This is a genomic window from Methyloversatilis sp. (genome assembly GCF_965284615.1).
Classification (GTDB): domain Bacteria; phylum Pseudomonadota; class Gammaproteobacteria; order Burkholderiales; family Rhodocyclaceae; genus Methyloversatilis.
Genome location: NZ_OZ260098.1, coordinates 923,016 through 947,587, shown reverse-complemented (window position 1 = coordinate 947,587; position 24,572 = coordinate 923,016). Strand labels below are relative to the sequence as shown.

The following is a 24,572-nucleotide window of genomic DNA, read 5'->3' as shown; positions in this document are numbered from 1 at the left end:
GCGCCTGAACAGAACACGAGGAGACATCGATGGAACTGATCCTGTGGCGCCACGCCGAAGCGCTCGACACCGTACCCGACGCCAGCCGCAAACTGTCCGCGCGCGGCGAGAAGCAGGCCAAGCAGATGGCCGCCTGGCTAAAACCCCGCCTGCCGAAGAACACCCGCATCCTGGTCAGCCCGGCGACCCGATGCCAGCAGACCGCGCAGGCGCTGGAACTGGATTTCGAAACCTCGCGGCTGCTGAGCACCGATGCGTCGGTCGCAGACCTCATCGCTGCGACCGAATGGCCGACCGGCAGCGGCGCAGTGGTGGTGGTGGGGCATCAACCGACGCTGGGGCGGGTCGCGGCGCTGTTGCTGTCGGGTGAGGAGGCGGAGTGGACCGTCAAGAAGGGAGCAGTGTGGTGGTTTACCAACCGGGTGCGAGATGGCGAGACGCAGACGGTGCTACGTGCATGCGTAGGTGCCGATCTCACAGAGGCCTGAACAAAGGCTGCGGTTCGAGTGGAATCGTCCCCTGAGTCCAGTACCTCGGCAGATAGAGACCTCCTCCTCCCGCCGCATGCGTCTCCTGCTCCCATTCCTTCAGCCTAGTGAGCTCGGGCCAGATCAACCACACTTGCGCAAAGACCAGTACCAGTAATAGTCCTCTGAGGCGAAAGCCATATCGTCCTACCGTCGAATGTGGCACGGTCGAGACTTCAGTTGCACTCATCGATGCAATCCACGCGCACAGCAATACAAAAAGGGTTTGGCCGAACGGCATTACCAGTACTCCATCGACCTGCGCATGGAGCAGGCCCGCGCCGATCGCTGCCAGCACTGCGGTCCTGAGCGGATCGCCATCGCGCCTGCAGAGCTGGAGTTGTATCCATCCGGCACGCGCGAAGACTCCGACCACTCCCAACGCGACTGGGACGCCCCATTCAGAGGCAATCTGCAGAAAGAAACTGTGCGGATGCGCTGCCACACCATTGGAGGTGGCAGCCAGCATCATCGGCCCCAAGCCCATCAGAGGATGCGCGAGGATGCCTCTCCACGCCTCAGACCAGATCACGTCCCGCAGCGACAGAGAGCCACCCTCAATAAGCCGCGATAAACCTGCCGGCGAGGACTGCCCTGACACGAGAAGTGGAATAAGCCAGAACATCAGTGCATACGCGCCCACTCCGAGGAGTGCGGCTCGCACCATTCCACGGGCAAGACGCCGGCCCGCGAACCCGGCCAAAGGAAGAAGGAGGGTGATCAAAGTCAACGCCATCCAAGTTCCGCGCGTACCCGACGCGACGGCAAAAGCTACCCATAGGGCGGCAAGCAGGTCGAGCCAGCGCGCAAGCGTTGGAGCACCAGACCAGCGCTCGCGCGCCAACACCACCAACGGTAACGAGAGCGTCACCCAGTGACCGAAGAAACGCTGGTTGGAAAATGCGGGAAAGAATTCATGGGCATAGAAAGGAAGTCCCTCGACGACGAAGGCGATCCAGCGTGGTAGCAGAACAAACGTATAGGCGGCGCAAAGTCCGACCAGACAGGTCAGCAGATGGTGTTCGGGGCGGTTGCGAAGGCTGCGACTCCAGACAATGCCCAAACACACGAGAGAGGATAGATGAACAGCTTCGATGCTGCCCCAGCGTCCTGCAATCACCCCAAAGGTCACCACAAGTACGACGGCAACAGTGATCAACCAATCTTTTGCCGCGGAGGTATTCGATAAAAAAAATATCGATAGAATTATTGACGCCAGTTGAAATACACGTGAAACATCGTGTTCTTCTACGTGCCACCAAGCGCTTCCAACAAAGGGAGCTAGCGAAAAAAATAAAAAAAAGCTCCCAACCAACGGGAGCTTTTTTTTCCAGTCATTCAAACTCAGGTTCCAAGACCAGTACGAGCGCGTCCACAGTTATTACCTGTAACGGTCGGCGCCCAAGTGATATTAGCGACAGTGGTAGTTGTGTTCGGTGTCAGAGCGACAGTACAACTTCCCGCCTGCGCATTACCAGAAATTGTAATGGCCGCAGTAGTGGCCGTAACCGTGGCAGTTCCTGCGCCTAGCGGAACGGGATCGGTAGTGTTCGGCCAAAATCCGTTAGTGTTCAGATCGGCAATCGAATCACAGTCAGCCGTGGCACCAGCCCGATTCTGCAAACACTCAGCAATTGCGGTCTTGAGCGATGCAATGCCGGAAATATTATCGGACCAACGAGCACGCGTCACATAATCCTGATACTGCGGAATCGCGATCGCCGCCAGAATGCCGATGATCGCGACCACGATCATCAGTTCGATCAGGGTGAAACCTTGCTGAACCTTTTTCATCACTCTCTCCTGTATTGAACGGAACGGGCGCGACTGCGCTCAGGGTGATATCGAGCAAGGCGGGTGCCAGCTTTAGCACTTTTTTACAGTTCGCTGAAACACAAGGATTTTTTGTTCCGGGCGCCGCGACACAGTTCGACACAGATGCTTCTGTCCTGCCGTTCACCGGCAGCATGTGACGAAAAACGTCAGTTCACTGCGTAGCCGGGGATGGCAGAGAGGTTGACGTCGTCGATCTGCTCCGGGTCGAGATAGGTTTCCGCGTAGCGCAAATAGACCTGCTGGCGAACGAACACGTCGAACAGGTCGGGATCGATGTGGCCGTTGAGGCGGAACTTGCCGAGGATGTGCAGCGCTTCGGACAGCTTCATCGGCCGCTTGTAGGGCCTGTCTTTGGCGGTCAGCGCTTCGAAGATGTCGGCGATGCCCATTACGCGGGCCTGCACGCTCATCTGTTCGCGGGTGAGGCCGCGCGGGTAGCCCTTGCCGTCCATCCGTTCGTGATGGCCGCCGGCGTACTCGGGCACATTGGTCAGGTGACGCGGCCAGGGCAGCGATTCGAGCATGCGTATCGTCAACACGATGTGGTAGTTGATGATTTCGCGCTCGGCGCCGGTCAGCGTGCCGGCGCGTATGGTCAGGTTCTCGACCTCATCGGCACTGAGGCAGGGGTGACGGGCGCCCTGGGCGTCGGTCCATGACCAGCGCCGGGCGATCGCGTGCACCCGTTCGACGTCGGCATCGCTCATCCGCTCCGAGCCGATGTTCGCCTGACGGAGGAAGGCGCGGTCGCCCTCGACCTCATTGAGCAGATCGGCACCGTCGCGCTCGATCCGTGCGCGCGCAGCACTGGTCGTATCCGGGCCAAGCGCCATCTGCCGGCGCAAGGTGGCCAGTTCGATATCGCGACGTATCAGTTCGAAGCGCGTGTTGACCAGCTGGATGCGGTCGAATATGGTCTGCAGCTTGGTCGCCTTGTCGACCACGTGCACCGGCGTGGTCACCTTGCCGCAGTCGTGCAGCAGGCCGGCGATCTTCAGCTCGTAGCGGTCGGCGTCGGTCATCGTGAAGTCGGCCAGCGGGCCTTCGGTCGTGTCATTGACCGCTTCGGCCAGCATCATGGTCAGCGTCGGTACGCGCTGGCAGTGGCCGCCGGTGTAGGGCGACTTCTCGTCGATGGCGTTGTTGATCAGCGTGATGAAGGATTCGAACAGCGCTTCGAGCTGGCTCACCAGTTGCCGGTTGGTCAGCGCGATGGCGGCCTGCGATGCCAGCGACTCGGCCAGCCGGCGGTCGGAATCGGAAAACACGCCGACCACGCCGCTCACCGGGTTGACGGCGTTGATCAGCTGCAGCACGCCGATCACCCGGCCTTCGTGATTCATCATCGGCACCGTCAGGAAGCTGGTCGAGCGGTAGCCGGTGCGGGCATCGAAAGCACGCGTGCCCGAGAAGTCGAAGCCCTCGGCCGCGTAGGCGTCGGCGATATTGACCGTACAGCGGTTCAGCGCACAGTAAGCGGCGACCATGGACAGATTCGGCTGGCCGCCCGGCAGATGCAGGGGCAGCGGCGGAAACACGATGCGCTTGCCGCTGGTGCCGCCCATCGCGATGCCGATCGAGTCGGTGCGCATGATCTCGAAACGCAGATGCTCGCCACTTTCGTCGGTGCGGTAGAGCGTGCCACCGTCGGCATGGGTGATGGCCTTGGCGGCGAGCAGTATCTTCTCGAGCAGCGCTTCGATATTGCGTTCGTTCGACAGTGCGGCGCCGATCTCGTTGAGATCCTCGAAGCGCCGCAGCAGGTCGTCGAACTTGTCCATGTGCGGCGGCGCGCTACTTGATGCAGACCGCGCGGACCTGCTTCATGTCGGTCAGCCCGGACAGCACCTTTTCCATGCCGTCCATCTTCAGCGTACGCATGCCCTCCTCCAGTGCCGTGGCGAGCATGGTGGCGACGCGTTCGCGTTCCTGGATGTTCTTCTTAATGCGGTCGGTGCCGAGCATCAGTTCGTGCAGGCCCAGCCGGCCGCGGTAGCCGGTATTGCTGCAGTCCGGGCAGCCCTTCGGCCGATACAGCGTGAAGCGCCCCTTGTCATCGGCGTAGGCCTTGATCCAGTCCTTCAACACGCGATCCATCGCCCCTTCGGCGTTGACCTTGAAGTCGGCGGTGTTGCGCAGCTCCTCGCAGTACTCCTCTAGGAAGTGCTTCATTTCGGCGGCGTCCGGGTGATAGGCCTCCTTGCACTTCGGACACAGACGCTTGGCCAGCCGCTGGGCCAGGACGCCGAGCAGCGCATCGGCGAAGTTGAACGGATCCATGCCCATGTCGAGCAGGCGGACGATGGATTCCGGTGCACTGTTGGTATGCAGCGTCGAGAACACCAGGTGACCGGTCAGCGAGGCCTCGATGCCGATGGCCACGGTCTCCTTGTCGCGCATTTCACCGACCATGATCACGTCCGGATCGGCGCGCAGGAAGGCGCGCATGATGGCGGCGAAATCCAGCCCGGCCTTCTTGTTGATCTGTACCTGACGCAGCCCCTTCTGCGTAATTTCGACCGGGTCCTCGGCGGTCCAGATCTTGGTTTCCGGCGTGTTGATGTGGCTGAGGATGGAGTGCAGCGTGGTCGTCTTGCCGGAGCCGGTCGGGCCGCACACGAAGAACAGGCCGTAGGGCTTGCTCACGGCATCCTTCAACCGCGACAGATTGTGCGGCAGTACGCCCAGCTTGTCGATCGGTATCGGCTCGCCGGCGGCGAGGATACGCATCACGACGTCCTCGACGCCGCCGGCCGACGGTATCGTGGCAACCCGCAGTTCGATGTCCAGCGGACCGAACTTGCGGAACTTGATCTTGCCGTCCTGCGGCTTGCGGCGCTCGGAAATGTCGAGGTCGCACATGATCTTCAGGCGGGTGACCAGCGCGCTGCGGTAGCTGGCCGGTACCTCGATGTAGGGGTGTAAGGTGCCGTCCTTGCGGAAGCGGACCTGGGTCTTGTCCTTGCCCGGACGCGGTTCGATGTGGATGTCGGATGCGCCCTGCTGGTAGGCGTCGATGATGATCTTGTTAACAAGCCGGACCAGTTCGTTGTCGGCAGCGGCGGTGACGTCGTCGCCACCAACGTCGTGCACCTCGTCCTCTTCCAGCATGTCGGACAGCAGGTCGCCGACGCTGGTGTCGTCCATCGTCGAGCCATAGAACTGGTCCAGCGTCTGCACGAATTCCTTCGTGGTGGTGACGCGAAAGACCAGCTTAGCCTTCGGGAAGATGTTGTTGACGACGCGCGCACCCTTCACCTTCTCCGGGTCGAGCGCAACGACGACGATGCCCTCGCTGGAGTCCTCCACCGGCACCCATTGCTGCTCTTCGAGGTACTCGCGCTTGAGATTCCTGATCAGGTCGAAGGGTTTGACCCGCTCGGGCTTGAAGGGCTCGTAGGCGACGCCGAAGAATTTCGACAGCGACGCACCGATGGCCTGCTGCTTGACCTGGAAATCGCGTACCAGCACGTCCTCGACATCGACGCCCTTGCGCCGCGCCGCGCGCGAGGCGAGGTCGAACTCCTGCGGTGACATGACGCCATCGACGACCAGGTAGTCGTATTTCGACTTGACCACGTGCGTCGGCTTGCTGCGTTGCTGGAAAGCCACCGCCAGCGTGTGTGCCATGCTCAGCAGGCCTTCTTCGGCCAGCGCCGAGAAGGGCTGACCGGACTTGTTGTTGATCAGTTGGACCACGCCCAGCAGATCCCTCTTCTCCGGGTCGAGAATCGGCGCGACCAGCATCTGCTTGGTGCGGTAGCCGGTCTTCTTGTCCACGCCGTCGAGGAACTTCAGGCTGGACGAATGCGACCTCAGCTCGGCCTCGTCGTAGACGTCGCGAATGTTGAGCAGCTTGCGGCTCATGCCGACGAAGCCCGCGATCGACTGCTCGGTCAGCGGCAGGCGCAGATCCTTGAACGAATTCAGGCCGGTCTTCACCTTGGACACGATGGTCAACCGGTCGTCGCCCAGCACGTAGATGGTCAGACGGTCGGCGTTGAACAGCGCAGAAATCTCCTGCGACAGTTCAAGCATGATTTCGTCGATATTGGTGGTGGCGTGAATCTTGGTCGTCACGCCCTGAAGGTTCTTGAAGAACGCCAGCCGGCTCGACACATCGCTCATCGCGCCCAGATCGCTCGCCGGCGGTAGCACTGCACTCATTTGTTCACCCCGTCACCGCTGACCCGCGCGGCCGTCCTGCCGCGCGCCCAATGGTCAGAAGTCGAAAACATGATTGTTGCGCAACATGTGCGGCTTGCGCGAGCCGAGCGTGTCGGCGATCTCGCGCATGGTCATGTCCATCTGGCTTGGTTTCAGATGGGTGATGTAGATATCGGCCGGGTGGCGCAGCTTCTCCAGCTCCCTCGAAAGCATGTCCGGGCACAGGTGGCGGGACATCACGGCGAGTTGGCGATCGCGGTCGGGAAAGGCGGTTTCGATGATCAGGTAGCGCAGATCGGGCAAGGCGTTGACGGCGTCCCAGAACTCGTCGCACACAGTGGTATCGCCGGAAAAAGCCAGCGTGCCGCCGGAGGAACGCACCGCGTAGCCGACCGCCGGCACCGTGTGCTGGGCCGGAAGCACGCGGATCGCCCGGCTGCCCATGTCGATCTCGTCGCCGACTCGCAATTCGCGGAAAGTCATGAACGGTCGCTCGACCGACGGAATTTCGGTGAAGTCGGGCCAGATCGACCAGTTGAAGATGTGCCGCCGCAGCACTTCCAGCGTCGGCCCGGTGGTCCATACGGTCAACGGACGCGAACGCAGCTCGCCCACCGTATCGACCATCAGCGGCAGGCAGGCGATGTGGTCAAGGTGGCTGTGCGTGACGAACACGTGGTCGATGCGTGCCAACTCGGCGATCGACAGATCGCCCACACCCGTTCCGGCGTCGATCAGGATGTCGTCGTCAACAAGCAGCGACGTGGTACGCAAATGCGCACCGCCTATGCCACCACTGCAACCGAGCACCCGTATCCTCATCTGTTTCCCGCGCGTAAGTCCGTTTTCGTCCGCCTACTTCGTATCAAAGGTACGCACGCCGTCCCAGCCCTTGCCAGGCGGCGAACGGCGATAGTGTCCGATCTGCTCCGCGTAGGAGCCGTACAGCACGCACCCCGGGTCCATGCGCTGCAGGTTGAACAGGGTCAGTTCGGCCTGATCCCACTCCTGGTTCCTGAACTGGCGCAGCGCCTGATTCCACAACTTCAGCTCTTCCAGCCGCGCACGATCGAAATCGACTTCCATCGCCAGCGGCTCGTAGATCGATACCGGCTCGTCCTTGCCTTTCACCCGCACGCGATCCACCTCGCGGAACACGACGCCCTTGATGGCGCGCCGCGTTTCATCGCCGACGAGGATGCCCACGCCATACTGTTTGGTCAGCCCTTCGAGGCGTGACGCCAGATTCACCGCGTCGCCCATCACAGTATAGGCCTTGCGTACCGGCGACCCCATGTCGCCGACCGTGACCGTGCCGGTGTTCACACCGATGCCTATCTTCAGTTCCGGCCAGCCGCGCGCGGTCAGGTGACTGTTCAGTTCGGCCAGTCTCGACTGCATCTGCAACGCGGCCGTCACCCCGTGGATCGCGTGCGCCGGATCGTCCACCGGCGCCCCCCAGAATGCCATGATCGCGTCGCCGATATATTTGTCGAGCGTACCGCGCTGATCCTGAATGACGAAAGTCATTGCACCCAGGTATTCGTTCATGAGCTGCGTCAATTGTTTCGGTTCCAGCCCTTCCGAAATGCTGGTGAAGCCGCGGATGTCGGAAAACAGTATGGTCAGTTCAGCGTTGCGACCTTCCATGCTGTAGTGCTCGGGGTTGCGGCTCATTTCCTCGACCAGTTCGGGCGGCACGTACTGGCCGAACATGCGTGCGAACTGCCGCTTCGAGCGCGATTCGAAGAAGTAGCCGTAGGACATGTTGAGCGCGTACAGCCCGACCACCAGCAGCAGGCTGGCCGCGATCGGCAGCACGAAGTCGGCGAACTGCCAGAAGGCGAAGTTCATGCCCAGCAGCAGCAGCAGCATGCCCGCCGACAGCAGCGTGGCATTCATCGGCGACATGCGCGGCAGCGCCCACAACAGCAGGCCGCCGACCAGCAGCAGCACGACCACATCGAATCCGGTCACGTACTGCGGCCGGTGCTTGATATAGCCGTCCAGCATGCCGGCGATCAGGTTGGCGTGGATCTCCACCCCAGGATAGGAGCTGCCGACGGGCGTCGCCCGCAAGTCGAGCAGACCGGGTGCAGTCGTGCCCAGCAGGGCGACGCGCCCCTTCAGCGCATCGACCGGCGTGCGCCCGGCCAGCACGTCCGCGAGCGAGTAGTAAGCGAAGCTGCCCTGCGAACCGCGATAGGGAATCAGCGCGGCGACGTTCTCGTCCACCGGCAGACGCAAGGTTCCACGCGCCGACTGCAGTTCCAGCCACTCCAGGCCGGCATAGTCCCGGGTACTCACCCCGAACAGCCCCCCTTCGGCGTAGCCCGGCACCAGCTTCGGGCTGCCCAGCAGGGTGCGTACCACCGCCAGCGACAGCGATTCGTAGTAGGCGCCCTTGTACTCGACCAGCATTGGTACGCGGCGATTGAGACCGTCGAAATCGGGCAGCGGATTGAAATGACCGGCGCCAAGTGCCGACGCCTGGAACAGCGGCAGATTGGCACCGAAGCTGTTGAAACTGGCAAACGCGATGTTGCGGCCACGGAAAGTCCCGGCCGGCAGCACCGGGTCGGGCAGCGCGCCACTGCTCAGTCCGTCGCCGCGATCGCTGAAGTAGTAGCCCAGCAGCACCGGGCGGTTCTGCAGCGACACGGCAAAGCGCTTGTCGTAATCGAGCTGAGGTCGCAGCCCGTCCAGCGCGGCACGGAAGCCCTCGTTGTCGGCGAGCGGTCCGGCGGCCAGGCCTTCGAGCATGGGCAAACCTGAGCTGGTATCGGGCTCGGCGAACACCACGTCGATACCCAGCAGCATTACGCCGTAGTGGTCGAACAGCTTGTCCATCAGAGTCGCCAGATGCTCCCGACCCCAGGGCCAGCGTCCGACTTCGGCCAGCGAGCGCTCGTCGATGTCCAGGATGACCACCCGCTCGTCGCGCGTGCGCGGCATGGTCAGCGACAGCTTGGTGTCGTAGGCGATGTGATCCAGATTGCCGAGAACCGGTATCTGATAGAAGCGGGCGGCGTGCCCGAGCAGCACGAGCATCAGCAGGAAGCCGATGCCGTACTTCAGCACGTGCTGATTCACCGGGCAGCCCCGGCGCGGGGCAAGCGATCAGGGACCGGCCGGCGGATCGCCGACCGGTCAGCGCAGCGCGCAGGACGGAGCAACATGAGCGAGGCGTGCCGGCTCAGCGCTTGATGAAGAACTCCATCTTGACGCCCGCAATCTCGATCACGTCGTGATCGCTCAGCGGGTGCGCCTGGGCGTCGAGCTGGCTGCCATTGACCACCGGGAAGTTGGCGCCCTCGACATGGGTGATGAAGTAGCCCTGCGGCCGCCGTGTGATCACCGCCACCTGCAGGCCCGGCTTGCCGAGGGTCGTCAGCGTCTTCGTCAGTTCCAGCTCGCGCCCGGCGTTGGCGCCGTTGAGGATCTGGATGGCGCCGATCTGGTTCGGCGCCGCGGCGGGCGCCGCCGGCTGCGGCGGTGCGACCGGCGCGGGCGGCGGCATGCCACCACCCATCGAGGTGCCCGCCGGCACCGACGCGCCGGCGCGGAAGCCGGCCTGCGTCTCGGTCTGCGAGCGCATCGGCACCACCGGCGGCGCGGTCGGCGCCTCTGCCGGCGGCTTGCGCATCATGTCGGGGCGCAGGACCATGGTCTTCTCGAAGTCCGGCGCCGGCGCCTGGGCAGGCGTGTCGTTGATGTACTTCAGGCGGTACTTGCCCAGTTCCACCACGTCGTTGTTCTGAAGGAAGTGCTTCTTGATCGGCTGACCATTTACATAGGTGCCGTTGGTGCTGTTCAGATCCTCGAGAAAGGAATCGTTGAGGATGGTGACGATGACCGCGTGCTCACCGCTGATCGCGAGATTGTCGATCTGGATGTCGTTGTGCGGCTTGCGCCCGATGGTCGTGCGCTCCTTGGCGAGCGGCAGCTCCTTGAGGACCAGACCATCCATGCTGAGTATGAGTTTTGCCATTTTCCAGTCCTTTACTTCAACCATGCGAGCAGTCGCGCAAGCCAGCCGCGCCGGGCAACCGGGAAAGGCTGCAGTACCTTGACCAGTATCACCGAAACGTTGTCGCGCCCGCCATTGTCGTTCGCCATCTGCACCAGCTGTTCGGCGGCCAGATCGAGATTGGCCGAAAGCGCCTTCAGCGTCAGTTCGATGTCCTCGTTCTCGACCATGTCGTTCAGACCGTCTGAACAGAACAGGTAGACATCGCCGGTCTCGACCTCGTAGGTATGGATTTCCGGTTCGACCACCGGATCGACACCCAGCGCCCGTGTCACGAGGTTCTTGTTCTGTGAGCGTCTGGCGTCTTCCTCCGTAATCATGCCGCTGTCGATTTGCTCCTGCAACAGCGAATGATCGCGGGTGACGCACTCGAAAACGTCGCCGCGAAGCCGGTACATGCGCGAATCGCCGATATGCGCAACGGATATGTGGTTGTCGCGGAACACTGCCATCACCAGCGTGGTACCCATGCCGGAGTACTGTGGCTGACTTTCGGCCGCGCGGTAGATCGACTCGTTGGCGTGGCCGATCACCGCTTCCAGCAGTTCGGATATCGATTTGCGGCCCTCGACGAGGCCCTGCTGAAGTTCGGTGCTGATCACCGCGGTGGCCATGCCGCTCGCCACTTCGCCGGCGTTGTAACCGCCCATGCCGTCGGCGAGCACGGCCACGCCGATTGCCGGGTGGGTAGCGACGGCATCTTCGTTGTGCGTCCGCACCATGCCGGAGTCGGAGCGGCTGACCATCTGCAGTGAAGGGCTGAGATCCTGATTCATGTCAGATGCTGAAGTCAACCTGTGAGAGGGATTGGGTGAGATTGCCGGCGCAGGTGCGCAGGTCGGCCGCCATGTCGTTGCCCGACTGGTAACGGGCGTCCGCATCCTTGGCCAACGCGCGGTCGATGATGGCGGACAGGCAGTCCGGCACGTCCGGCCGCAGGTCGCGGATGTCGGGATGCTGTTCGTTGGCGATGCGGAACATCAGCTGCGCCATCGAATCCCCTTCGAAAGGCAGCTTGCCGCAGACCATCTGGAACAGCATCACGCCGAGCGAGAAAAGATCGGAACGGCCATCGATCTTCTTGCCGGCCAGCTGTTCGGGCGACATGTAGGACGGCGTGCCAAGCACCATGCCGGTCTTGGTGCGCGACGAGTCGGTGATGCGCGCGATGCCGAAATCAGTCACCTTGACCTGGTCCGACTCGGCTTCGTACATGATGTTGGCCGGCTTCACGTCGCGGTGCACGACATTGTTGCCGTGCGCGTACGCGAGCGCGTCGGCCACCCGGGCGGCGATGTCCATCACCTTGGGCAGCGGCATCAGGTGCCCCGGCTTGGTCTGCGGCACCAGGTCGCGTCCCTTCAGGAACTCCATCGCGATGTAAGCGAGGTCATGCTCCTCGCCGGCGTCGAAGATAGTGACGATGTTCGGGTGGTTCAGACGACCGGCCGTCTCGGCCTCACGGAAGAAGCGCTCCTTCACGTCGGCCAGTTCTTCCTCATCGAATTCCTGCGACAGCGCCATGGTCTTGATCGCGACCACACGATTGATCTTGGGGTCGCGACCGAGGTACACCACGCCCATCGCGCCCTTACCCAGTTCCTTCTCGACCTGGTAGCGGCCCAGCATCGGTTTCTCGACCGTGCCGTCCTCGAGGATGCTGGTATTGGTGCGCCCGCCGCCGCTACCGCCCAGCATGACGGTTTCCGACATCGCCTTGGCCCGCTTGACCCGTGTTTCCAGGTCCTTGAACTTCGGATTGAAGTCGGCCATGTGGCGGAACACCGATTCCGCCTTGTTGAACTGACGCTTGCGCTCGAAATCAAGGGCCAGGTTGTACAGGTTTTCCATGACCGCGTCGGACAGCGGCACCTGGCGGAACTTGTCCCAGGCCATGTCGAGCTGGCCCTGCCCCTGGAAGGCCAGCGCCAGCATGCGGTTGGATTCTGCCGACTGCTCGTCCGACTTCACCTTGCCGCGCTCGGTCACCAGGAAGCGCTTGGTCGTCAGCAGCAGGTGACCGACCAGCAGCAGCGTCGCCGGCAACATCAGTTGCAGCCACATCAGCTGACCGGTCATCAGCACGAAGTGGGTGGCCAGCAGCGCAACGAAGAGCGCCGCCGTGACGCCGGCGCCCAACCCGGCCTTGAGTCGCGGCAGCAGCACGATCAGGTAGAGGGCGATCAGCAGGAACACGCCGAACTCGGCCGCCCAGGCCCAGGACGGCGACACGAAGAAGTGCTCCTGCAGGATGCTGGACAGCCCGTGCGCCATCACCTCGACCGAGGACATGGCCGGCGACACCGGTGTGGCGTAGAAATTGCCGATGCCGGGTGCGGTCTGGCCGATCAGCACGATCCTGTCGCGGTACTTGTCGAGCGGAATCTTGCCGCTCATCACGTCGAAGAAGGAATCGACCGGGAAAGGCGGCTTGCCGCCCTCGCCCTGGTAATAGAAGCTGTACATGCCGAGGCCGGGGTCGGTCGCGACCTTCAGGCGTCCAAGCGTGACCGATTCGCCGAGCTTCACGCGGATGTCGTCAACGCCGAGGTTCAGGCTCTTCGCGGCGATCAGCAGCGGCAGCGACGGATAGAGCTGATCGAAGTGCGTCATCACCAGCGGCTGCAGGCGCAGGCCACCGTCACGATCGATCGACGGATTCAGGTGACCGACCGCGGCCGCCACCTTGCCCAGCGGCTCGATCACACCGGCCGACACGTCCAGCGTCAGCGGCGGCAGCGGTTCGCTGCCTTCGATATTCTTCAGCGCCATCAGGCGCACGAACTCGGGCAGCGGTTTGTCCGGCCGCCCCTGCGGCTCGCCGTCGAGGAAGAGCATCGGCAACGCCACGTTGCCGGCCCGGGCCACGCTGTCCGCAAGTTGCCGGTCCGTATTCAGCGCCGCCTCCGCTTCACGCAGCACGGCCGAGAAGGCATCCAGCGATTCGGCGGCAGGTGGCAGCTGCTCGCCCTCGGTTGGCGGAACCGCGGCAGCGGAGCGCACCTGCGCTTCGATGGCCAGCAGCTTGTTGATGTAGGCCAGGCCGGGGTCGATCTGCGGTTCGGCAAAGAAGATGGTGGTGCCGACCACCTTGGACTGCGCCTGCGCCAGCTTGTCGATCATGCGCGCATGCACGTCGCGCGGCCACGGCCAGCGGCCAATATTGTCGATACTCTGCTGGTCGATCGCGATGATGGCGATGCGCGGACTGGGCGTACGCTCGGTTGCGCTGACGCCGACATCGTAGGCCTTGCGCTCGAGACTCTGGATCAGGTCGGACTGGGCGGAGAACAGGAAAAGCAGGCTGATGACGACGCCAAGGAACCAGTCGGTCTTCCAGATAGCGGCCTTGGTCACGCTCACCCCCGCAAAGTTGTCGCGCCCCCGGAGACGGGTGACGGTGCCTGTCGGCTTGTTGTGTATGCCATCCGCTCTCGCGTCGGCGAACTCACGCGGAAAAACAGACGCCTGTCACATATTCTTGCAGTTCAGCCTCAACACAGTCAAACGACGGTTGGCGCGACGCGGTGGAATTTCACGCTTGCCGTGCCGAATACACTGCGCCGCGGAAATCAGGCGTGGAAATCAGTAGGGAAGATCGCGTCCGAGACCCGCCGTACGGGCTTTGTCGACTAGGCGCGCGGCAAGCACCAGGTCCTGTATCGCCATGCCCTGGGATTCGAACAGCGTGATGTCGGCGGCGCTGCGCCGTCCCGGCCGCATGCCGATCAGCAGTTCGCCCAGTTCGGTCATGCCGTACTCGTTCAGGCGACCTTTCTCCAGCGCCGGCAGCAGGTCACCGGATTCACGCAAGGCCGTAGCGCGCGCATCGACCGCGATCACGGCGGCGCGACGTATGGTGGCTTCATCGATTTCGCGGCGGATCAGCGCATTCGATCCGGCCGCGGTGACGTGCGCGCCTTCACCGAGCCAGCGGCCGTCAAACAGCGGATCGGTCGCGGTGGTGATGGTGACCACCACGTCAGCCGCTCGCACGGCCGATTCGATGTCGTCGGCCGGCACGATGTCGCGTCCGAGCCGCTGCGACTGCTCGGCGCAGAAGGCTTCGAGCTTGTCGCGCTTGCGCGCCACCACCTGAATGCGTTCGATGTTGCGCACCGCGCACAGCGCCTCGATCTGGCTGCGTGCCTGCCAGCCGGCCCCGAACACCACCGCACTGCGCGCTTCTTCGCGCGACAGCACGCGCGCAGCCAAGCCGCCGGTTGCACCGGTGCGCATCATGCCGAGGTAGTCGGCCTCCAGCACGGCGAGCGGCCGGCCGTTGGCGACATCGAACAGGTGCACCCAGAAGCGCGCCCCCTCGCGGCTGGTCGTGTAACTCTTGTAGCCCATCACGCCGAGCGGCAGCACGGCACCGTGCAGGATGTGCAGCGCCGACGTCGGCGTGCGGCTGCGCGCGCGCGGCGTGTCGATGGCTTCGCCGGCGGCATGCCAGCGATGCGCATCCTCGACCGCGACGAGGGCGTCCTGCAGGGTCAGCACCTGCCGGATGTCGTCCTCGGTGAGGTAGAGGCTCACGGCTCGCGCGCGATCACTGGATGGGGAAATCGACCGGCTTCTGGCGCGAGGCGATGATCTTGCCGACCGCCAGCACCAGCAGCGCACCGACGATGCCGGCCCCGTAGCGCACCAAGGCCGACGCCTCCGGCTTGTCTACGGTGCTGGCCGCGTCGAGCGGCACGTAGGGCAGAATCGCCGGATCGGTCACCGCCATCGTGCCGGCAATCCAGCCCAGCAGCATGGCACCCAGCGTGACGATGAAGGGATAGCGCGTCATCAGACCGAGCACCAGCTGGCTGCCCCAGACGATGATGGGGATGGACACCAGCAGGCCGAAGATGACCAGCGGCAGTTGATGGTCGCCGCCCGCGCCCTCGGCGGCGCCGGCAATCGCGATCACGTTGTCCACGCTCATCACCAGATCGGCCACGATGACGGTCTTCACCGCGCCCCAGAGCTTGTCGCTGGGCTTGATGTTGGCGTGCTCGTCCTCATCCTCGGGCATCAGCAGCTTGATGCCGATCCACAGCAGCAGGATGGCGCCGACCAGTTTGAGATAGGGCACCTTGAGCAGGGTCAGCGCGAACATGATGAGGATCACGCGCAGGAATACCGCACCGGCCGTGCCCCACATGATGCCCAGCCTGCGCTGCGCCGGCGGAAGCTTGCGACAGGCCAGCGCGATCACGACCGCGTTGTCACCGCCCAGCAGGATGTCGATCATGATGATCTGGCCTACGGCAAGCCAGAATTCGGGAGAAGAGAAATCCATCGTGTTGCGCCCGGAATGCGAAAGCGCGGATTCTACCGACAGAGCTTCATGACGGGCACAAATGAAAAGGGCCACCGCTTGCGCGATGGCCCTGTGCACTGCAACAACAACTCAGTGCTTCAGGATCAGAGCAGACCCTTGAGCAGCTTGCCCATTTCCGACGGATTGCGCGTCACGGTGAAGCCGCACTCTTCCATGATGGCGAGCTTGGCGTCGGCGGTGTCGGCACCGCCCGAGATCAGCGCACCGGCGTGGCCCATGCGCTTGCCCGGAGGTGCGGTGACGCCGGCGATGAAGCCCACGATGGGCTTCTTCATGTTGGCCTTGCACCACTGCGCCGCCTCGGCTTCGTCCGGACCGCCGATCTCGCCGATCATGATCACCGCGTCGGTGTCCGGATCGTCGTTGAACATGCGCATCACGTCGATGTGCTTGAGTCCGTTGATCGGGTCGCCGCCGATGCCGACCGCGCTCGACTGGCCGAGACCGATCTCGCTCAGCTGGCCGACCGCTTCGTAGGTCAGCGTGCCCGAGCGGCTGACCACGCCGATGCGGCCCTTCTTGTGGATGTGGCCCGGCATGATGCCGATCTTGATTTCATCCGGCGTGATCAGGCCCGGGCAGTTCGGGCCCAGCAGCAGCGTCTTCTTGCCGCCGGCCGCTTCCTTGGCCTTCATCTTGTTGCGCACCATCAGCATGTCGCGCACCGGAATGCCTTCGGTGATGCAGATGACCAGGTCGAGGTCGGCTTCGACCGCTTCCCAGATCGCTGCGGCCGCACCCGGAGGCGGCACGTAGATGACCGACACGGTGGCGCCGGTGGCGGCCTTCGCTTCGGCCACGGTGGCGTGGATGGGAATGCCTTCGAAGTCCTCACCGGCCTTCTTCGGGTTTACGCCGGCGACGAAACAGTTCGCGCCATTGGCGTAGTCGCGGCACATGCGGGTGTGGAACTGGCCCGTCTTCCCGGTGATGCCCTGGGTGATGACCTTGGTGTCCTTGTTGATCAGAATCGACATATCTGGTTCTCCCCTCAGTGTCCGGCCACGGCGGCAACGATCTTCTGTGCCGCATCCGCCATGCTGTCGGCCGAAATGATGGGCAGACCCGAGTCCGCCAGGATCTGCTTGCCCAGTTCTTCGTTGGTGCCCTTCATGCGCACCACCAGCGGCACCGTCAGGTGCACTTCGCGCGCCGCGGCAACGACGCCGGTCGCGATGGTGTCGCAGCGCATGATGCCGCCGAAGATATTCACCAGAATGCCGCGCACGTTCGGGTTGCGCAGCATGATCTTGAACGCCTCGGTCACCTTCTCGGTGGTGGCACCGCCGCCCACGTCGAGGAAGTTGGCCGGCTCGGCGCCGTACAGCTTGATCACGTCCATGGTGGCCATGGCCAGACCGGCACCATTCACCAGGCAGCCGATGTTGCCGTCCAGCGACACATAGCTGAGGTCGAACTTCGAGGCCTCGATCTCGGCCGCGTCCTCTTCGTCGAGGTCACGGAAGGCAACGATGTCTTCGTGACGGTAGAGCGCGTTCGAATCAAAATTGAACTTGGCGTCCAGCGCCTTGATGTTGCCGTTGCCCTCGAGAATCAGCGGATTGATCTCCGCCAGCGAGGCATCGGTTTCCATGTAGCACGTGTACAGCTTCTTGAAGGTGTCGATCGCCTGCGCCTGCGAGGCGGCGGGAACGCCGATGCCGTCGGCCAGTTCCTTGCCCTGCGCGTCGGTCATGCCGACCAGCGGGTCGATGAACACCTTGATGATCTTTTCCGGGGTGTTGTGGGCAACTTCCTCGATGTCCATGCCGCCTTCCGACGAGGCCATCATCGCCACCTTCTGCGTCGCTCGATCGGTCAGCGCGGCGACGTAGTATTCCTTCTTGATGTCGGCGCCTTCCTCGATCAGCAGGCGGCGGACCTTCTGGCCCTCCGGGCCGGTCTGGTGCGTGACCAGCTGCATGCCCATGATCTGCTTCGCGAATTCGCGCACTTCATCGAGCGACTTCGCCACCTTGACGCCGCCGCCCTTGCCGCGGCCACCGGCGTGGATCTGCGCCTTGACCACCCAGACCTTGCCGCCCAGCGATTCCGCTGCGGCCACTGCCTGGTCAACCTCGAAAACAGGTACTCCGCGCGGCGTGACCACACCGAAACGGCGCAATACCTCCTTCGCCTGATACTCATGGATCTTCATGCGTATTCCTCGCCTTGTTGTCTGCACAGGATGGTGAAACGCCCGCTTCGGGTTGTAGCCCTCACGAGTCTTGTTGCGCATCGCGACGCCGGTTGGCGGTCAACACCCGCATTCCGGCGTGCGGGCCGGATCACGTAATCCATAATTATACAGAGCATCGCTGCACTGCAGCGAAACAATTCAGCAGTCCAGCGAGGGAGCGATGTTGACGAGCAACTCCCCGACGCCGGCAACCTCGGCGCAGACACGATCACCAGGCCGAAGCGCCGACACGCCGGCCGGCGTACCGGTGAACAGCAGATCGCCGGCACGCAGTTCAACCAGGCGGGACAGGCGCTCGATCAGCGTTTCGACGTCGAGAATCATGTCGGACAGATCGCCCCGCTGACGCACCTGCCCATTCACCGTCAGTTCGATCGCCCCGCTGCGCGGATGCCCGCAGACGCTGGCCGGCACCAGTTCGGACACCGGCGCGCTGAAGTCGAAACCCTTGCCCATGTCCCACGGTTGCCCCTTGTCACGCGCCGCGCGCTGCAGGTCGCGGCGCGTCAGGTCGAGGCCGACGCCATATCCATATATGGCGGCGCGCGCCTGCGCCGCGTCGAGATTACGGCCGCCGGCATGCAACGCGACCACCAGTTCGACCTCGTGCTGCAGGTCCGATGTCGCCGATGGATAGGGTATCGAGGCGGGCGCACAGACCAGCGCGTCGGCCGGTTTGGAGAAAAAGAAGGGCTGCTCCTGGGTCGGGTCGTGCCCCATCTCGCGCGCGTGGTCGGCGTAGTTGCGACCGACACAGTAGATGCGTCGCACCGGGAAACGCATCTCGGAATCGCGGATCGGCAAGGCCGGCGGGGAAAGTTCGAACAGCATTGGGAACATGCGGGCTCCAGCGGAATTGTCGCGACACACAATTTTGCCTGTTCCCGCATCGCCTTGTCTGGTGCGGCTCACGAAAGCACGCGCCACTAAAGTAAAGTTTCCCCTCGGCTTGCCGAAAAACACACATGATCACGGATCGCCACCTGCATTCCGGCACGGAGTCCCCTCAATTGCATACGCCCACCACCGCGCTCACACGCACCCGGTCGCGGCTGCGCCCGACGCTGCTCGCGGCCGCGCTGCTGGCCGTCGGTCTGCACGCGCCGCACGCACTGGCGCTGGGGCTCGGGCCGATCAAGGCACGGTCGGCGATCGGCGAACCGTTCCGCGCCGAGGTCGCGCTGCTGGGCAGTGGCGACGACGTGCCTGCAAGCAGCTGTTTCTCGATCGACATTCCACCCTCGGCGGGCGCCGACGACCTTCCCTGGCTCACCGCCGGACGCATCCGTACGCAGGGGCGCACCGTTATCATCAGCAGCGGCACGCCGGTCAACGAGCCCATCTTGATGGTCGGCGTCCGCATCGGCTGCGGCCACGAAGTGGTCCGCGAGTACACCGTGCTGATGCAGCCGATCACCGCGGCCTCACCGGACAGTCCGCCGACCGAAGCCTCCGTACCGCGTGAACGCGCCCGTCCGGCCGCCGCGCCCGCCCCCGACGCAGCGCCGGCGACGGCGGGCGACGCCGCGCGTGGCGAGGTCGAGCCGGCGCCGGCCAAGCCGCGTGCAGCGCGCAAACCGCGCCGTACCGAAGCGGCGCAGCCGGCCGGCGATCGCCTCTTCGTCGCCCCCGGTCTGGATGCAGGCAACGGTCTGAAGATGTCGGGCGGCATGGCGGCGCGGCCGGAGGCCAGCGAAGCCCAGCGCGAAGCACTGCGTACCGAACAGAAACTGCTCGCGGCTCTGGACGAGCAGATCGCCACCCATCTGGCGATCGCCGACAAGGTGAAACAGCTGGAGTCGCGGCTGGAAGCGCTGCAGAAACAGCTCGACCGCAGCAGCGGCGCGCTGGACGTCGCCCGTGCGCCGGCGGCACCGCTCACCGAAACGCCCTCCGCACCGCCCGTGACGGCCGAGGCGCCGGTTGACAGCGCCGCCCCAGTCGTGGAACAGCCTGTCGTCGTCGAAGAGGAGGCAGCCGAGACGCCGCCGCCCCCGCCGCCCGGCCTGACCAACGAGCCGGTCAAGGTGATCACCAAGCTGCCACCGGACGCACCCGCCGATGCGGAACCTCTTGCGCCCGACATGAACTGGATGGTCGCCGGTCTGGGCCTGCTCGCCGCCGGCGCCGTACTTGGTGGTGGCTGGCTGTGGCGCCGCCGCGCCCAGGCTGTCGCCGAGGCCAGTGCCCGCCGTCAGCGCGAGATCGAAGCCAGCCTCGCCAACACCGCGCCGCCGCGCCGGCGCGATCAGCGCGCAGCGGACACCGAGTACGCGCAGGGCGGCGCCGACGCGCCACCGGTTTTCGCCGACATTCCCGCACCGACGTGGTCGCGCCCGGTACGCGCCGACGACACGCCGGCCGACCAGCGCACCACGCCGGCGATGGAGCAGGCGGTAGTGTCGTCCATCGGTTACTTCCCGGGCGAAGCGCCAGCCGAACACATGGACGACATGCAGATCCGCGCCCGGGCGAGCAACGCCGAAACGACGCCGCAAGTCGCCGAGCAGGATCCACTGTCGGCGGTCGATGGGTCGATCGTCGATTTCGAACTGGCTCCCGAAGCGGCGACCGAAGATCGCAAACCCGCGCGTCTGGACCTCGAATTCGACACCTTCGTTGGCACGGCCAGCAGCACAGGCAGCAGCGAAAGCGCCGCCCCGGCGACCAGCGGTCCGCGCCTGGTCAGCAGCAATACCGGCATCCCGCCGAGCAGCACGCTGAACATCGACCAGAGTGCCCCGCCGGCCAACGAGGAAGCGCCCCCCTCGCACGAACACGTGCTCGAACTGGCCGAAATCATGATGTCCTTCGGCCGCTCGGAAGGCGCCGCCCAGACCCTGTCCGAGTTCCTGCGCGACTACCCGAAAGAGTCGCTGATCCCGTGGCTCAAGCTGCTCGACCTCTACCACAAGGGTGGCCGACGCGGCGAATACGACGATCTGGCGCCCAAGCTGAATCGCGCATTCAACGTGAAGGTGCCCGACTGGGAGCATTTCAGCGGCCCGACCACCTCGGAATCGGTCGAGCAGTTCGCCCACATCATGGCGCGCGTGAACGCCACTTGGCCGAACCAGGACTGTCTTGACTACCTGACCGAACTGCTGCGCGACAACCGCGCCGGTACCCGCGTCGGTTTCCCGCTCGGCGTGATCGACGACATCCTGCTGCTGAAGAGCATGCTGGAGTGGCTGATCGCGAATCCGCCGGTGACCAATACCAGCGCATCCCGCCTCGCCCTGCTCTAGGGTCTGTTCTGCCCGAGTCTCAGGTCAGGCGGGATTGTCGATATCGACGAAAGCCACCTGGAGTCCGCAGGCCTGCGCAAGGTGTTCGCCCAGCGCCTGCACGCCGTAGCGCTCGGTCGCGTGATGGCCGGCCGCGATGTAGGGGACACCCGATTCGCGTGCGGTATGCGTCGTCTGTTCCGAAATTTCGCCTGACAGATAAAGGTTGACCCCGGCGCCGATCGCCTGCTCGAACATGCCCTGCGCGCCGCCCGTGCACCAGGCGACCCGCCGCACCGTGCGCTGGGCGTCACCAACCAGCAGCGGCGTGCGGCCCAGCGCGGCGCCGAAACGTTCGGCCAGCTCATCGGCGCTGGCCGGCGCGGCCGGTTCGCCTATCCACAGCAGCCCCTGGTCGCCCGCGACGGCGGTCGGCGTCAGGCCCAGCACGCGCCCGAGCTGAGCGTTGTTGCCAAGTTGGGGGTGGGCGTCCAGCGGCAGGTGATAAGCGAACAGATTGATGTCGTGCGCCAGCAGCCGGGCGATGCGTGCGCGCCGCATGCCGGTGATACGGCCGTCCTCGCCACGCCAGAACCACCCGTGATGCACGATGATGGCCTGCGCGTCACGCTCGATCGCAGCTTCGATCAGCGCCAGACTGGCGGTGACGCCACAGACCACCCGTGCAACCTCCGGCCCGCCTTCCACTTGCAGGCCGTTTGGGCAATAATCCTTGAAGCGCGCGGCTTCCAGCAGGTCATCCAGATGTCGTTGCAGCTGCGTCCTGTCCATTCTTCCCCCGTTTCTGGTTGCCGAATTATGCAGCGTCTGTGGCTGGTCTTTGCTCAATCGGTCACTGCCGCCCTGGCCGTGCTCTTCGTCGTCGCGACGCTGAAACCGGAATGGCTGCCGAGCCGCTCGACAACGGTTCCGAACGGTACACCGACGGCACCCTCGATCAGCACGCTGCTGCCCGAACCGCCCCCGGTCACGACGCGCATCGAAGCCGCGAAAGTCGTGAGCTACGCCGATGCCGCGCAGAAGGCGCTGCCCTCGGTGGTGCACATCTTCACCACCAAGGCGGTGCGCACACCGCAGCATCCGCTGATGAACGATCCGGTGTTCCGTCACTTCTTCGGCGACCGCCTTGGCAGCCAGCCGCAGCGTCAGATGGGCCTGGGTTCCGGCGTCATCGTCAGCGAGGACGGTGTGGTGCTGACCAATAACCACGTGGTCGAGGCTGCTGACGAGATCGAGGTATCGCTGAACGACGGCGGCAAGTACCCGGCAACGCTGATCGGCAGCGACCCCGAATCCGACCTCGCCGTACTGCGCGTCAAGGCGCCAACCAAGCTGCCGGCCGCCAGTTTCGGCGACAACGACGCACTGCGCATCGGCGACGTCGTACTGGCCATCGGCAATCCTTTTGACGTCGGCCAGACCGTCACCATGGGCATCGTGTCCGCGCTCGGCCGCTCGCAGCTCGGCATCAACACCTTCGAGAACTTCATCCAGACCGACGCCGCCATCAACCCGGGCAACTCCGGCGGCGCGCTGATCGACGCCAACGGCAATCTGGTCGGCATCAACACCGCCATCTACTCGCGCAGCGGCGGCTCGCTCGGCATCGGCTTCGCGATACCGGTCAGCACCGCGCGCAGCGTGATGGAACAGATTGTCGCAAGCGGGTCGGTCACCCGCGGCTGGGTCGGCGTAGAGGTGCAGGAGCTGACGCCGGAACTGGCCGAAAGCTTCAAGTACCCGATGAGCGGCGGCGCGCTGATCGCCGGCGTCATGCGCGGCAGCCCGGCAGACCGCGGCGGTGTGCGACCGGGTGACGTGCTGCTGGAGGTCAACGGCAAGAAGGTGAAGGACGCCAGTGGCATGCTGCAGCTGATCGCGGCACTGGTGCCTGGCCAGCAGGCGACGCTGAAAGTCTATCGCAGCGGCGGCGAGCGCGACGTCGTCGTGAACGTCGGCAAGCGGCCGATCAACGGCGTCGCCACGAAGAACCGCGAATGACGGTCAGGCCGCGGCGTCCCGCTCGTCGTCGCGGGCCGGCGAGCGGCCGGTGAAACGCGCCACCACGATCCCGAGTTCGTAGAGTACGCACAGCGGAATGGCCAGCATCAGCTGCGACACCACGTCCGGCGGCGTGACGACAGCGGCCACCACGAAGGCGCCGACGATCACGTAAGGTCGCGCCTCCCTCAGCTTTTCGATGCTGACGATGCCGAAGCGCACCAGCACGATCACCACCACCGGCACCTCGAAGGTGACGCCGAACGCGGTGAACATGGTGAGCACAAAGCTGAGGTACTGCTCGATGTCCGGCGCTGGCGTGATGCTCTTCGGGGCGAACTCCGAAATGAAGTGGAACACCGTCTTGAACACGAAGAAGTAACAGAAGGCCATGCCCGCCAGGAAGAGCAGCGTGCTGGCAACGATCAGCGGCAACCCAAGCCGCTTTTCGTGCGCATACAGGCCCGGCGCCACGAAGGCCCACGCCTGGTAGAGCACCACCGGCAGGGCGATCAGGAAGGCCACCATCATCGTCACCTTGACCGGCACGAAGAAGGGCGTGACGACGCCCGTGGCAATCATTTTCGTGCCTTCCGGCAAGGCGATCATCAGCGGGCGCGCCAGCAGGTCATAGATGTCGCCGGCCCAGGGCATCAGGCAGATGAACACGATGACGATGGCCGCTACCGCACGCAGCAGCCGGTCACGCAGTTCGACCAGGTGGGAGATGAAACTTTCGGTCTGCTCGCTCATGTCTTGTCGGACGACACCGGTTTGGCTTCCGGCGGCGGAATATCGAGGGAGAGCTGGCCGGAAACGGGTTCAGGCGCAGGCACGGCGGCCGGCGCCGGCTCGGCAGTCTGCGCCGCCGTCTCGGCCTGCTCGATCGCCGCGTACTTTTCCTGTTCGGCCATCGCGGCGCGCATCTGGTCGCTCAGGCCATCGACCTCCTTGGCGACCGAACCGGTCGCCTCGTTGGCCTGACGCTCCACTTCGCGCACCTGCTGTTCGACCTGGGATTGCAGCTTGCGCAATTCCTCGAGCTGCATTTCCTTCGAAATATCCGCCTTCACGTCACTGACGTAGCGCTGCAGCCGGCCCAGCAGATGGCCGGCCGTACGGGCAACGCGCGGCAGGCGCTCGGGACCGAGCACGATGAGCGCCACGATGCCGATGATGAAAAATTCGGAGAAACCGATGTCGAACATGGGGACGTGGAAATGAGCCG

The 24,572-nt window shown here is 64.2% G+C and carries 20 protein-coding genes; 3 read left to right on the top strand and 17 right to left on the bottom strand.

The window, feature by feature from the left end:
* The first annotated feature begins 29 nt into the window (after positions 1-29).
* Positions 30-488, top strand: a complete 459-nt coding sequence (locus ACQ66H_RS04625) for a SixA phosphatase family protein (RefSeq protein WP_430433009.1) — start codon at positions 30-32, stop codon at positions 486-488.
* Here the strand turns inward: ACQ66H_RS04625 and ACQ66H_RS04620 are convergent.
* From ACQ66H_RS04620 to ACQ66H_RS04555, 14 genes are all read right to left on the bottom strand, one after another.
* Positions 475-1,869, bottom strand: a complete 1,395-nt coding sequence (locus ACQ66H_RS04620) for an O-antigen ligase family protein (protein WP_430433008.1) — start codon at positions 1,867-1,869, stop codon at positions 475-477. The genes ACQ66H_RS04625 and ACQ66H_RS04620 overlap by 14 nt on opposite strands.
* A gap of 2 nt (positions 1,870-1,871) precedes the next feature.
* Entirely contained in the window at positions 1,872-2,321 is a 450-nt protein-coding gene (locus ACQ66H_RS04615) for a pilin (protein WP_430433007.1), read from the bottom strand.
* A 188-nt stretch (positions 2,322-2,509) separates the two neighbouring features.
* The gene (locus ACQ66H_RS04610; RefSeq protein ID WP_430433006.1) at positions 2,510-4,144 is read right to left on the bottom strand and encodes an HD domain-containing phosphohydrolase; all 1,635 of its coding nucleotides are present in this window, start codon (positions 4,142-4,144) and stop codon (positions 2,510-2,512) included.
* 13 nt (positions 4,145-4,157) lie between these two features.
* The gene (locus tag ACQ66H_RS04605; RefSeq protein ID WP_430433005.1) at positions 4,158-6,530 is read right to left on the bottom strand and encodes an ATPase, T2SS/T4P/T4SS family; all 2,373 of its coding nucleotides are present in this window, start codon (positions 6,528-6,530) and stop codon (positions 4,158-4,160) included.
* 54 nt (positions 6,531-6,584) lie between these two features.
* On the bottom strand, positions 6,585-7,352 hold the full coding sequence (locus tag ACQ66H_RS04600; RefSeq protein ID WP_430433004.1) for an MBL fold metallo-hydrolase: 768 nt from the start codon (positions 7,350-7,352) through the stop codon (positions 6,585-6,587).
* Positions 7,353-7,385: 33 nt separating this feature from the next.
* On the bottom strand, positions 7,386-9,623 hold the full coding sequence (locus tag ACQ66H_RS04595; protein ID WP_430433003.1) for a CHASE2 domain-containing protein: 2,238 nt from the start codon (positions 9,621-9,623) through the stop codon (positions 7,386-7,388).
* Between the two features lie 103 nt (positions 9,624-9,726).
* On the bottom strand, positions 9,727-10,521 hold the full coding sequence (locus ACQ66H_RS04590; RefSeq protein WP_430433002.1) for an FHA domain-containing protein: 795 nt from the start codon (positions 10,519-10,521) through the stop codon (positions 9,727-9,729).
* 11 nt (positions 10,522-10,532) lie between these two features.
* Positions 10,533-11,306 carry a Stp1/IreP family PP2C-type Ser/Thr phosphatase gene (locus ACQ66H_RS04585; RefSeq protein ID WP_304004228.1) on the bottom strand — a complete coding sequence of 258 codons (774 nt, stop codon included), beginning with the start codon at positions 11,304-11,306 and terminating at the stop codon, positions 10,533-10,535.
* 31 nt (positions 11,307-11,337) lie between these two features.
* Positions 11,338-13,923 (bottom strand): CHASE2 domain-containing serine/threonine-protein kinase, encoded by a 2,586-nt coding sequence (locus tag ACQ66H_RS04580; protein ID WP_430433001.1) that lies wholly within the window; start codon positions 13,921-13,923, stop codon positions 11,338-11,340.
* A gap of 222 nt (positions 13,924-14,145) precedes the next feature.
* Complete coding sequence (locus ACQ66H_RS04575) at positions 14,146-15,099, bottom strand: ornithine cyclodeaminase family protein (protein WP_430433000.1); 954 nt, start codon at positions 15,097-15,099, stop codon at positions 14,146-14,148.
* 13 nt (positions 15,100-15,112) lie between these two features.
* A complete protein-coding gene (locus tag ACQ66H_RS04570) occupies positions 15,113-15,853 on the bottom strand; it encodes a TerC family protein (RefSeq protein ID WP_430432999.1) in 741 nt (246 codons plus the stop codon).
* 125 nt (positions 15,854-15,978) lie between these two features.
* Positions 15,979-16,872, bottom strand: a complete 894-nt coding sequence (sucD, locus tag ACQ66H_RS04565; protein WP_019919444.1) for a succinate--CoA ligase subunit alpha — start codon at positions 16,870-16,872, stop codon at positions 15,979-15,981.
* A gap of 14 nt (positions 16,873-16,886) precedes the next feature.
* Entirely contained in the window at positions 16,887-18,053 is a 1,167-nt protein-coding gene (gene sucC, locus ACQ66H_RS04560) for an ADP-forming succinate--CoA ligase subunit beta (protein WP_019919445.1), read from the bottom strand.
* A 180-nt stretch (positions 18,054-18,233) separates the two neighbouring features.
* Positions 18,234-18,935 (bottom strand): fumarylacetoacetate hydrolase family protein, encoded by a 702-nt coding sequence (locus ACQ66H_RS04555; RefSeq protein WP_430432998.1) that lies wholly within the window; start codon positions 18,933-18,935, stop codon positions 18,234-18,236.
* A gap of 170 nt (positions 18,936-19,105) precedes the next feature.
* Here ACQ66H_RS04555 and ACQ66H_RS04550 point away from each other — a divergent pair, with 170 nt between their 5' ends.
* The gene (locus tag ACQ66H_RS04550) at positions 19,106-21,343 is read left to right on the top strand and encodes a type IV pilus assembly protein FimV (protein WP_430432997.1); all 2,238 of its coding nucleotides are present in this window, start codon (positions 19,106-19,108) and stop codon (positions 21,341-21,343) included.
* A 24-nt stretch (positions 21,344-21,367) separates the two neighbouring features.
* Here ACQ66H_RS04550 and ACQ66H_RS04545 read toward each other — a convergent pair whose 3' ends face one another.
* Complete coding sequence (locus ACQ66H_RS04545) at positions 21,368-22,114, bottom strand: Nif3-like dinuclear metal center hexameric protein (RefSeq protein WP_430432996.1); 747 nt, start codon at positions 22,112-22,114, stop codon at positions 21,368-21,370.
* Between the two features lie 27 nt (positions 22,115-22,141).
* Here ACQ66H_RS04545 and ACQ66H_RS04540 point away from each other — a divergent pair, with 27 nt between their 5' ends.
* A complete protein-coding gene (locus tag ACQ66H_RS04540; RefSeq protein WP_430432995.1) occupies positions 22,142-23,344 on the top strand; it encodes a Do family serine endopeptidase in 1,203 nt (400 codons plus the stop codon).
* 3 nt (positions 23,345-23,347) lie between these two features.
* Here ACQ66H_RS04540 and tatC read toward each other — a convergent pair whose 3' ends face one another.
* Together tatC and tatB are read right to left on the bottom strand one after the other, a co-directional pair.
* Positions 23,348-24,097, bottom strand: a complete 750-nt coding sequence (gene tatC / locus ACQ66H_RS04535; RefSeq protein ID WP_019919449.1) for a twin-arginine translocase subunit TatC — start codon at positions 24,095-24,097, stop codon at positions 23,348-23,350.
* On the bottom strand, positions 24,094-24,552 hold the full coding sequence (gene tatB, locus ACQ66H_RS04530; protein WP_019919450.1) for a Sec-independent protein translocase protein TatB: 459 nt from the start codon (positions 24,550-24,552) through the stop codon (positions 24,094-24,096). The genes tatC and tatB overlap by 4 nt, the downstream gene beginning before the upstream one ends.
* Between the last annotated feature and the right edge of the window lie 20 nt (positions 24,553-24,572).